General features: G+C 55.3%; 7 protein-coding genes. 5 read left to right on the forward strand and 2 right to left on the reverse strand.

Annotated features, from left to right (window positions below; genetic code table 11):
• Positions 1-5: 5 nt before the first annotated feature.
• Positions 6-656: a response regulator transcription factor RcsB gene (gene rcsB / locus CKK19_RS03575; protein WP_003859405.1), complete on the forward strand. Its 651-nt coding sequence runs from the start codon at positions 6-8 to the stop codon at positions 654-656.
• Positions 657-767: 111 nt separating this feature from the next.
• Here the strand turns inward: rcsB and rcsC are convergent, their stop codons facing one another.
• Both rcsC and gyrA read right to left on the reverse strand, forming a co-directional pair.
• Positions 768-3,614: a two-component system sensor histidine kinase RcsC gene (gene rcsC, locus CKK19_RS03580; RefSeq protein ID WP_180257119.1), complete on the reverse strand. Its 2,847-nt coding sequence runs from the start codon at positions 3,612-3,614 to the stop codon at positions 768-770.
• Positions 3,615-3,748: 134 nt separating this feature from the next.
• Positions 3,749-6,385, reverse strand: coding sequence for a DNA topoisomerase (ATP-hydrolyzing) subunit A (gyrA, locus tag CKK19_RS03585; RefSeq protein WP_032623886.1), 2,637 nt, complete (start codon positions 6,383-6,385; stop codon positions 3,749-3,751).
• 146 nt (positions 6,386-6,531) lie between these two features.
• Here gyrA and ubiG point away from each other — a divergent pair, with 146 nt between their 5' ends.
• The 4 genes from ubiG to yfaE all read left to right on the forward strand — a co-directional run bounded on the left by ubiG (position 6,532) and on the right by yfaE (position 11,388).
• A complete protein-coding gene (gene ubiG / locus CKK19_RS03590; protein ID WP_006811346.1) occupies positions 6,532-7,260 on the forward strand; it encodes a bifunctional 2-polyprenyl-6-hydroxyphenol methylase/3-demethylubiquinol 3-O-methyltransferase UbiG in 729 nt (242 codons plus the stop codon).
• Between the two features lie 349 nt (positions 7,261-7,609).
• Entirely contained in the window at positions 7,610-9,895 is a 2,286-nt protein-coding gene (gene nrdA, locus CKK19_RS03595; protein WP_023300610.1) for a class 1a ribonucleoside-diphosphate reductase subunit alpha, read from the forward strand.
• A gap of 108 nt (positions 9,896-10,003) precedes the next feature.
• A complete protein-coding gene (gene nrdB, locus CKK19_RS03600) occupies positions 10,004-11,134 on the forward strand; it encodes a class Ia ribonucleoside-diphosphate reductase subunit beta (protein WP_022648802.1) in 1,131 nt (376 codons plus the stop codon).
• Entirely contained in the window at positions 11,134-11,388 is a 255-nt protein-coding gene (gene yfaE / locus CKK19_RS03605) for a class I ribonucleotide reductase maintenance protein YfaE (RefSeq protein ID WP_003859419.1), read from the forward strand. Before nrdB ends, yfaE begins: the two co-directional genes overlap by 1 nt.
• Positions 11,389-11,431 lie beyond the last annotated feature (43 nt).

Consider the following 11,431-nt stretch of genomic DNA (forward strand, 5'->3'; position numbering starts at 1 on the left):
TATACATGAACAATATGAACGTAATTATTGCCGATGACCATCCGATTGTACTGTTCGGTATTCGCAAATCACTTGAACAGATCGAGTGGGTGAATGTAGTCGGTGAATTTGAAGATTCCACAGCCCTTATTAACAACCTGCCTAAACTTGATGCGCACGTGCTCATTACCGATCTCTCCATGCCTGGGGATAAATACGGTGATGGGATTACGCTCATCAAATACATTAAACGCCACTTCCCGGACATTTCGATCATTGTTCTGACCATGAACAATAACCCGGCGATCCTGAGCGCCGTTCTGGATCTTGATATTGAAGGGATTGTGCTGAAACAAGGCGCACCTACCGATCTGCCTAAAGCGCTGGCGGCGCTACAGAAAGGGAAGAAATTCACGCCTGAGAGCGTCTCACGCCTGCTTGAAAAAATCAGCGCAGGTGGCTATGGCGACAAGCGTCTCTCGCCTAAAGAGAGTGAAGTTCTGCGTCTGTTCGCTGAAGGTTTCCTGGTTACTGAAATCGCCAAGAAACTGAACCGCAGTATTAAAACCATCAGTAGCCAGAAAAAATCCGCGATGATGAAGCTGGGTGTGGATAACGATATCGCCCTGCTGAACTATCTCTCTTCCGTGACGCTGAGCGCAACGGACAAAGATTGATCATCGCTGTCTACGCCGGGTGACCCTCGCGGTTACCCGGTCTAAAGACCCCGTAGGCCCGCGCAAGCGCAGTGCCGTCGGACACATAAAAAAGGCCCTTTCGGGCCTTTTTTATTGTCTCGCTTTTCGCACCCGCTCCGCATACACGGATAGCGTCTGCTTCAGTACATCCAGCGTGACCGGCTTCGACAGGCAGCTGTCCATTCCCGACTCCAGACAGCGCTGCTTCTCCTCCGCCAGTGCGTTGGCTGTCACCCCCACCACCGGCAGCGTCAGCCCCAGCTGTCGGATACGCTGCGTCAGACGATAGCCGTCCATGTTAGGCATGTTCACATCGCTGAGCACAATATCAATATGATTCTTACTTAAGACATTCAGGGCATCCACGCCATCATTGGCCGTTTTACACTGATAGCCCAGAGAGCCAAGCTGGTCTGCGAGCAGACGACGGTTAATCGGATGATCGTCGACGACCAGAATCATCATATCGTCATTCACCGATGCCAGCTCATCAGGGGAAGCCAGCTCGGTAGCGCCATCGCTGTCCTCAAGCTGTACGCTGTAAATACGCGCCAGCAAGCCCAACATTTCGTGCGGTGTCGCCACACTGTGCACCCATACCCCGGGCGAACGCTCAATCGGAATACCGATATGACGGCGGCAGAACATCACCACGCCCCGCCCCGCCCACGCCTTGTCTGGCTCAACGTCAGTAATCAGCATGTCATCTGCGTCCGGCGTCTGGCCTTCATAGCGTGAGACCCGCACGCCGCTGCTGGTCAGCATCGAGGTCAGGAAATCATGTAAGGAGGCGTTGTGCACCGCCAGCCAGCAGTGCTTTTCGCTCAGCCCGTCGACCGTGGTTTTCACCGGATAGTGTGCCGAGTAGAGCGGGATACGGATGGTGAACTGGCTGCCCATACCCGGCTCGGTATCGACGGAGATATCCCCATCCATCATGCTGATAAGCTTCTCGCAAATCGCCAGACCCAGCCCGGTCCCCTGGAAATTACGCTGGACGCCCGTCCCCACCTGGAAGAACGGATCGAACAGGCGAACGACCTCTTTCGCCGGAATGCCAACACCCGTGTCGCGTACGCGAATAGTCAGGTACTCCCCTGCCCGGCAGACATGCAGCACAATACAGCCGATATCGGTGAATTTGATGGCGTTGCTTAGCAGGTTCGAGATGACCTGTTGCAGACGCATCGGATCGCCATGCAGCGTCAGCGGCACATCCGGCTCGATAAAGCAGTACAGCCCCAGCTGTTTGCGCACCACCAGCGGCAGATAGTTGGCGCTGATATGGTTCATCACCTCGCGCGGGGAGAACTCACGCGGTTCTATTTTCAACTGCTCGGATTCAATTTTAGAGAAGTCGAGAATATCGCTGATAATTTTCAGCAGCAGGCTGGACGAGTTGTTCATCGCCGTCACCAGGCGGTCGACCCCTTTCGGCAGCTCTTTGGTCTGGAGAAGATCGAGGTTACCGATAATGCCGTACAGCGGCGTACGCAGCTCATGGCTGACGGTCGCGAGGAACATCGATTTCGACTGGCTGGCCTGCTCCGCCGCCTGCGCCATATCCTGCAATGACTCTTCCATCTTAACGCGCGCGGAGACGTCCACCAGCACGCAAATCGCCACGTTTTCATTGCGGTAGCGCGAATGGACGAAGCTGATTTGCAGGTTGGTGTGGGTGCTGGTCAGCACATCCACAAAGTTAACCTGTTGCCCACAGATGATCTGCGTTAACCGCTGGCGGTCTTCATGCGTGAGCATGTTCAGGTAGTTATGGGCAAGCTCGTTACTGAGGATATTTGTCCCGTCCTGAGTACGCAGGATACAGATCCCTACCGGCGCCGAGGCGACAATCTTACGGTTAAACTGCTCGTGCTCCTCCAGACGCTGAGCATCCGCTTCCGCCGGAATAAAGATCCGCCGCTCATACATTCTCGCCAGCATAAACAGCGCGACGCCTACCGCGATGTTCAACAAAATGGCGTTAAGGATCAGGATGCGAATGCGCTCCAGCACCTTGTCCACCGGCAGCGAATAGACAATGCTCAGCGACGATGGCGGTAAACTTTTCTTCAGCACCAGCTCGCGGAACCCGGAGGTATAGCCAAACCATGACCGCTCCTGCATCCAGCTGGGCTCCACCTTCAGGCGGTTTTCAGGCCCGGTAAGGGAGATGAGTGGGTGGCCGTTCTCATCCAGAATGGTCACGCCCATCGGCAGACTGCCCGGCGTGAAGAAGTTTTCCATGCGGATGGTTTGTTCAATCCCCAGCAGCGCTTGCAGGCGGTTTCCGAGGTAAACCGGAGTCAGGGCATAGAAATAGCCGACGCCCATGCGCGGCCCCTGGCTTATCCAGAAGATGTTGTTCCCGCGCTCTTCCTGAGGCGCATTGCGGTATTTCACTATGCGCTCATGCAGGCTTTTCAGCGCGTCTTCGCGTTCGACGGGCATATCCCGCAGACCGAAGTCCGCCATGCAAAGATTTTCGTTGCCAATCAGGTAGACGCGGTTTAGATCGTAAGCGGCCGAAAAATTATCGCGCCAGTAGCGCATAAACCATGACAGGGACTCCAGTGAGCCACGCCAGGCTTTGCCCATCGCGGAACAATCGGAGTCCGGGAAGAGCGGTTCGAAATCAGGTACTTCGGTTTTTTCATCCCGACCGCGGAGGGCAAGAATGCCGTTCTCCGCCGTCAGTCGATTCTCAGCGATATACTTAAGCTCTTTCATCACATCAGACGTGCGCTGGATATAGCGCTGGGCCTGATCCGAGCTTAAGTTAAACTCCTGGCGGATCTCCGCTTCTTTCTGGTGTAACGCGTTAACGATGTAAAACACCGAGAGCAGTGCCACCAGCAACCATAGCAGTAGCGCAAGCGCCCGAAACAGATAGCGAGAGACTTTTAACGTGGTACGAAAGGAGACGAGGTATTTCAAAGGGGCGAGGCTCCGCCATCGGGGAAAAAAGAATGTGGTTAAGGTAGCGGTAAACGCGGCTTGTCGCAACGTTCACTTGTCTGCTTGCGCAAAACAAAAGGGCCGGAAACCGGCCCTTTATGCGTCAGGAGACGTTACTCGTCAGCGTCATCCGCTGCTTCATCATCGGTGTCCGCTTCCGGGACGATTTCATCATCCCCTTCCGCGACGCTGCCGTCGATAGAGTCGAGCTCTTCGTCATCCACCGGCTCAGCAACGCGTTGCAGACCGACGACGTTTTCATCTTCCGCAGTACGGATGAGGATAACGCCCTGGGTGTTACGACCCACCACGCTGATCTCTGACACGCGGGTACGCACCAGCGTACCGGCATCGGTGATCATCATGATCTGGTCCGCGTCGTCCACCTGTACCGCGCCAACAACGGAACCGTTGCGCTCGGTCACTTTGATGGAGATAACGCCCTGCGTGCCGCGAGACTTGGTCGGGTATTCGCTTTCCGCCGTACGTTTACCGTAGCCGTTCTGGGTGACGGTCAGGATTGCGCCTTCGCCACGCGGAACGATCAGGGAAACCACGCTGTCTTCACCCGCCAGCTTGATACCACGCACGCCGGTCGCCGTACGACCCATTGCGCGCACGGCGTTCTCTTTAAAGCGCACCACTTTACCGGCCGCAGAGAACAGCATCACTTCATCAGAACCAGAGGTCAGATCCACGCCGATCAGCTCGTCGCCTTCGTTCAGGTTCACCGCGATGATCCCGGCGGAACGTGGACGGCTGAATTCGGTCAGGGCGGTTTTCTTCACGGTACCGCTCGCGGTTGCCATAAAGACGTTCACGCCCTCTTCGTACTCGCGTACCGGCAGAATGGCGGTGATACGTTCGTTCGCTTCCAGCGGCAGCAGGTTAACGATAGGTCGACCCCGCGCGCCACGGCTCGCTTCCGGCAGCTGATAGACTTTCATCCAGTACAGACGGCCCCGGCTGGAGAAGCAGAGGATCGTGTCGTGGGTATTGGCCACCAGCAGACGGTCAATGAAGTCTTCTTCTTTAATACGCGCCGCAGATTTGCCTTTACCGCCACGACGCTGTGCTTCGTAGTCGGTCAACGGCTGATACTTCACGTAACCCTGGTGAGACAGCGTCACGACCACGTCTTCGCGGTTGATCAGATCTTCAATGTTGATATCAGAGCTGTTGGCCGTGATTTCGGTGCGACGCTCGTCGCCGAACTGATCGCGAACCAGCTCCAGCTCTTCACGGATCACTTCCATCAGGCGCTCTGCGCTACCCAGGATATGCAGCAGCTCGGCAATCTGCTCCAGCAGCTCTTTGTACTCGTCGAGCAGTTTTTCATGCTCAAGGCCGGTCAGTTTCTGCAAACGCAGATCCAGAATCGCCTGGGCCTGCTGTTCAGTCAGATAGTACTGACCGTCACGCACGCCGAATTCCGGCTCCAGCCACTCAGGACGCGCAGCATCATCGCCGGCACGTTCCAGCATCGCCGCCACGTTGCCCAGATCCCATGGACGCGCAACCAGCGACGCCTTCGCTTCTGCCGGCGTCGGCGCACGGCGAATCAGCTCGATGATCGGGTCGATGTTCGCCAGCGCAACGGCCAGTGCTTCAAGGATATGGGCACGATCGCGCGCTTTGCGCAGTTCAAAGATGGTACGGCGAGTCACCACTTCACGGCGGTGACGCACAAACGCGCTCAGGATCTCTTTCAGGTTCATGATCTTCGGCTGGCCATGGTGTAGCGCAACCATGTTGATACCGAAGGAGACCTGAAGCTGAGTCTGGGAGTAAAGGTTGTTCAGCACAACTTCACCCACCGCGTCGCGCTTGATTTCAATCACGATGCGCATACCGTCTTTGTCAGACTCGTCGCGCAGCGCGCTGATGCCTTCAACGCGTTTTTCTTTTACCAGCTCGGCGATTTTTTCAATCAGACGCGCTTTGTTCACCTGATACGGGATCTCGTGAACAATAATGGTTTCACGGCCGGTTTTGGCGTCCGCTTCCACTTCGGCGCGAGCACGGATGTAAATCTTGCCGCGACCGGTACGGTACGCTTCTTCAATACCGCGACGGCCGTTGATGATTGCCGCCGTCGGGAAGTCCGGGCCCGGGATGTGTTCCATCAGCCCTTCAATGCTGATGTCTTCATCGTCGATGTAGGCCAGGCAGCCGTTAATCACTTCCGTGATGTTGTGCGGCGGAATGTTGGTTGCCATACCCACTGCGATACCGGACGAACCGTTCACCAGCAGGTTTGGGATCTTCGTTGGCATAACGTCAGGAATTTTTTCCGTGCCGTCGTAGTTATCAACGAAATCAACCGTCTCTTTTTCCAGGTCAGCCATCAGCTCATGGGCAATCTTCGCCAGACGGATTTCCGTATAACGCATTGCCGCGGCGGAGTCGCCGTCGATAGAACCAAAGTTACCCTGACCATCTACCAGCATGTAACGCAGCGAGAAAGGCTGCGCCATACGGACAATGGTGTCGTACACCGCGAAATCACCATGGGGATGGTATTTACCGATTACGTCACCAACGACACGGGCAGATTTTTTGTAGGCTTTATTCCAGTCATTGCCCAATACGTTCATGGCGTATAGTACGCGACGGTGTACCGGCTTAAGGCCATCGCGGACGTCCGGCAGCGCACGGCCAACAATGACCGACATCGCATAGTCCAGATAGGAGCTTTTCAGCTCTTCCTCGATGTTAACCGGTGTAATTTCTCTCGCAAGGTCGCTCATCTAACCGCTATCCCTCTACTGTATCCCGGATTCAAAGGTCGCAAATTATAACACAGCCGCGGTGATACAGGTAAACCTATACGCTTTATTCACAGGGATTGCCTGATATACTCATTTGTCTTGCTAAATAAGGAGTAAAAGCGCCCATGAATGCCGAAAAATCCCCGGTGGCTCACAACGTTGACCACGAAGAGATTGCCAAATTTGAAGCGGTGGCGTCCCGCTGGTGGGATCTCGAAGGTGAGTTCAAACCTCTGCATCGTATTAACCCGCTACGTCTGGGCTATATCGCGGAGCGTTCCGGCGGTCTGTTCGGTAAGAAAGTGCTCGACGTCGGCTGCGGCGGCGGCATCCTGGCGGAAAGCATGGCGCGCGAAGGGGCCACCGTCACCGGTCTGGACATGGGCTTCGAACCTCTACAGGTTGCGCGTCTTCATGCGCTGGAGTCCGGCGTACAGGTAGAATATGTCCAGGAAACCGTGGAAGAGCACGCGGCTAAACATGCGCACCAGTATGACGTGGTGACCTGCATGGAGATGCTGGAGCACGTTCCCGATCCGCAGTCGGTCGTCAGCGCCTGTGCAAAACTGGTGAAACCGGGTGGACAGGTCTTCTTCTCGACCATCAACCGCAACGGCAAAGCCTGGCTGATGGCCGTGGTAGGCGCGGAATATGTGCTGCGCATGGTGCCGAAAGGGACGCACGACGTGAAGAAGTTCATCAAGCCTGCCGAACTGCTGGGCTGGGTTGACCAGACATGGCTTAAGGAGCAGCACATGACGGGTCTGCACTACAATCCTCTGACGGATAAATTCAAACTTGCCCCGGGCGTGGATGTTAACTATATGTTGCACACAACCGCCAAAAACGACTAACGTCATTCGTTATTCTTATAAAGATTGCGCGACATCATGTTGCGCAATTCTGACCTCCCGTTGAAGAAATCAGCACTCGATCAAATTTTGAATTTTTTTTCTGGAATATTGACATCTCTTCCAGGCCTTACGGTACGAGGACTTAGCCTTTTTTACCCTTTCACAACCTCAATTTAACGTCAAAATCAACCCTTGTGCTGAAAAGATTCGATACTAGAATACTCACCATATAGCGTTCTTCTTATCGCAAAACCCCTATATGTAGTATTTATCCACAGAGTTAGTCACAAGACGGTTCTGTGGATAAGCGGGGGATATTTTTTTATTTCACGGACAGGTAAAAACCCACATGAATCAGAGTCTGCTGGTGACAAAGCGCGACGGTACTACCGAGCGTATCAATCTGGACAAAATCCATCGAGTTCTCGACTGGGCAGCAGAAGGACTGAACAACGTATCTATATCCCAGGTCGAACTGCGTTCTCACATTCAGTTCTACGACGGCATCAAAACGTCTGATATCCACGAAACCATTATCAAAGCAGCGGCAGATCTGATCTCCCGCGATGCACCGGATTATCAGTACCTCGCTGCGCGTCTGGCGATTTTCCACCTGCGTAAGAAAGCCTACGGCCAGTTCGAGCCGCCAAAGCTTTACGATCACGTAGTGAAAATGGTTGAGCTGGGCAAATACGACACGCATCTGCTGGAAGACTATACGGAAGAAGAGTTCGAGCAGATGAACGGGTTTATCGATCACTGGCGCGACATGAACTTCTCCTACGCGGCGGTGAAGCAGCTCGAAGGCAAATACCTGGTTCAGAACCGTGTGACGGGCGAAATCTACGAGAGCGCTCAGTTCCTCTATATTCTGGTGGCCGCCTGCCTGTTCTCTAATTATCCACGTGAAACCCGTCTGGACTACGTGAAGCGTTTCTACGATGCGGTCTCTACGTTCAAGATTTCTCTGCCTACGCCAATCATGTCTGGCGTGCGTACCCCTACCCGTCAGTTCAGCTCCTGCGTACTGATCGAGTGTGGTGACAGCCTGGATTCCATCAACGCGACCTCCAGCGCCATCGTAAAATACGTCTCCCAGCGTGCTGGTATCGGCATCAACGCTGGTCGTATCCGTGCGCTGGGCAGCCCGATCCGCGGCGGTGAAGCGTTCCACACCGGCTGTATCCCGTTCTACAAGCACTTCCAGACGGCAGTAAAATCCTGCTCTCAGGGCGGCGTGCGCGGTGGCGCTGCGACCCTGTTCTACCCAATGTGGCACCTGGAGGTGGAAAGCCTGCTGGTTCTGAAGAACAACCGCGGCGTGGAAGGCAACCGCGTGCGTCACATGGACTACGGCGTGCAGATCAACAAGCTGATGTACACCCGCCTGCTGAAAGGTGAAGATATCACCCTGTTCAGCCCATCCGACGTCCCGGGTCTGTACGACGCGTTCTTCGCCGATCAGGACGAATTCGAGCGTCTGTACACCAAATACGAAAAAGACGACAGCATCCGCAAGCAGCGCGTGAAGGCGGTCGATCTGTTCTCCCTGATGATGCAGGAACGTGCCTCTACCGGCCGTATCTACATCCAGAACGTTGACCACTGCAACACCCACAGCCCGTTCGATCCGGTGGTTGCGCCAGTGCGCCAGTCCAACCTGTGCCTGGAGATCGCCCTGCCGACCAAACCGCTGGACGATGTGAACGATGAAAACGGTGAAATCGCCCTGTGTACGCTCTCTGCGTTCAACCTGGGTGCGATTAAGAGCCTGGACGAGCTGGAAGAGCTGGCCGTGCTGGCGGTTCGTGCGCTCGACGCCCTGCTGGACTACCAGGATTACCCAATCCCGGCGGCAAAACGCGGCGCAATGGGCCGTCGCACTTTAGGTATCGGCGTGATCAACTTCGCCTACTGGCTGGCGAAAAACGGCAAGCGTTACTCCGACGGCAGCGCCAACAATCTGACGCACCAGACGTTCGAAGCCATTCAGTACTACCTGATGAAAGCCTCCAACGAGCTGGCGAAAGAGCAAGGCGCGTGCCCGTGGTTCAATGAAACCACCTACGCGAAAGGCATTCTGCCGATCGACACCTACAAAAAAGACCTGGATGCGATCGTCAGCGAGCCGCTGCACCTCGACTGGGAAGGCCTGCGCGAGTCCATTAAAACTCACGGCCTGCGTAACTCCACGCTCTCTGCCTTAATGCCGTCCGAGACCTCTTCGCAGATCTCCAACGCCACCAACGGTATTGAGCCACCGCGCGGCCACGTCAGCATCAAAGCGTCGAAAGACGGCGTGCTGCGTCAGGTGGTACCGGATTACGAAACGCTGGGCAACAACTACGAGCTGCTGTGGGAAATGCCAAACAACGATGGCTACCTGCAACTGGTGGGTATCATGCAGAAGTTTATCGACCAGTCGATCTCTGCCAATACCAACTACGACCCGACGCGCTTCCCGTCAGGCAAGGTTCCGATGCAGCAACTGCTGAAAGACCTGCTCACCGCCTACAAATTTGGCGTGAAGACCCTGTACTATCACAACACCCGTGATGGTGCGGAAGACGCCCAGGACGACCTGGCGCCGTCAATTCAGGACGATGGCTGCGAAAGCGGCGCATGTAAGATCTAATAAATTCCCTCACCCTAACCCTCTCCCACAGGGAGAGGGAACTCTTTCCCCCTCTCCCTGTGGGAGAGGGCCGGGGTGAGGGGAAATAACACCACAGGACTCACCGCAATGGCATATACCACCTTTTCACAGACGAAAAACGACCAGCTCAAAGAGCCGATGTTCTTCGGCCAGCCGGTCAACGTGGCACGCTACGATCAGCAAAAATATGACATCTTCGAAAAGCTGATTGAAAAGCAACTCTCCTTCTTCTGGCGTCCGGAAGAAGTTGACGTTTCCCGCGACCGTATCGATTTCCAGGCGCTGCCGGAACACGAAAAGCACATCTTCCTCAGCAACCTGAAATACCAGACGCTGCTGGACTCCATTCAGGGTCGTAGTCCGAACGTGGCGCTGCTGCCGCTGATCTCGATTCCTGAGCTGGAAACCTGGGTTGAGACCTGGGCGTTCTCCGAGACGATCCACTCCCGCTCTTACACCCACATCATCCGCAACATCGTGAACGATCCGGCGGTGGTGTTTGATGATATCGTCACCAACGAACAGATCCAGAAGCGCGCCGAAGGCATTGCACACTACTATGACGAACTGATCGAGATGACCAGCTACTGGCATCTGCTGGGCGAAGGTACGCACAACGTGAACGGTAAAACCGTCACCGTAAACCTGCGGACCCTGAAAAAACAGCTCTATCTGTGCCTGATGAGCGTCAACGCCCTGGAAGCGATCCGCTTCTACGTGAGCTTCGCCTGCTCCTTCGCGTTTGCCGAGCGCAAACTGATGGAAGGCAACGCCAAAATTATCCGTCTGATTGCCCGTGACGAAGCCCTGCACCTGACCGGGACTCAGCATATGCTGAACCTGCTGCGCAGCGGTGCAGACGATCCGGAGATGGCGGAAATTGCGGAAGAGTGCAAACAGGAATGCTACGACCTGTTCGTGCTGGCGGCCCAGCAGGAGAAAGAGTGGGCAGACTACCTGTTCCGCGACGGCTCCATGATTGGCCTGAACAAAGACATTCTGTGCCAGTACGTTGAGTACATCACCAACATCCGCATGCAGGCCGTCGGTCTCGACCTGCCGTTCCAGACGCGCTCTAACCCAATCCCGTGGATCAACACCTGGCTGGTGTCCGATAACGTGCAGGTCGCGCCGCAGGAAGTGGAAGTGAGTTCTTACCTGGTCGGTCAGATTGATTCTGAAGTCAACACCGACGACCTGAGCGATTTCCAGCTCTGATGAGCCGCGTAACGCTGAGCCTTTCGGGTACAGAGGTGTTGTGCCAGGAAGAGCACCCTTCTCTGCTGGTGGCGCTTGAAGCACATCAGGTAGAAGTCGAGTACCAGTGTCGTGAAGGCTACTGCGGCTCCTGCCGCTGCCGTCTGGTCGCAGGCCAGGTAGACTGGCTGACCGAACCGCTAGCCTTTATCAGTGAAGGGGAAATTTTGCCCTGCTGCTGCCGGGCAAAAGGCGATATAGAGATCGAGATGTGATGTTGTCCTTATCCCCTCTCCCGGTGGGCTGAGGGTTCCCCAC

It is taken from the genome of Enterobacter sp. CCUG 70166 (assembly GCF_020224095.1).
In the GTDB taxonomy this organism is placed as follows: domain Bacteria; phylum Pseudomonadota; class Gammaproteobacteria; order Enterobacterales; family Enterobacteriaceae; genus Enterobacter; species Enterobacter intestinihominis.

What these genes read in the sequence shown, in the direction of transcription:
- rcsB (WP_003859405.1), top strand. Translation starts at nt 6, where the DNA reads ATGAACAATATGAACGTAATTATTGCCGATGACCATCCGATTGTACTG.
- gyrA (WP_032623886.1), bottom strand. Translation starts at nt 6,385, where the DNA reads ATGAGCGACCTTGCGAGAGAAATTACACCGGTTAACATCGAGGAAGAG.
- ubiG (WP_006811346.1), top strand. Translation starts at nt 6,532, where the DNA reads ATGAATGCCGAAAAATCCCCGGTGGCTCACAACGTTGACCACGAAGAG.
- nrdA (WP_023300610.1), top strand. Translation starts at nt 7,610, where the DNA reads ATGAATCAGAGTCTGCTGGTGACAAAGCGCGACGGTACTACCGAGCGT.
- nrdB (WP_022648802.1), top strand. Translation starts at nt 10,004, where the DNA reads ATGGCATATACCACCTTTTCACAGACGAAAAACGACCAGCTCAAAGAG.
- yfaE (WP_003859419.1), top strand. Translation starts at nt 11,134, where the DNA reads ATGAGCCGCGTAACGCTGAGCCTTTCGGGTACAGAGGTGTTGTGCCAG.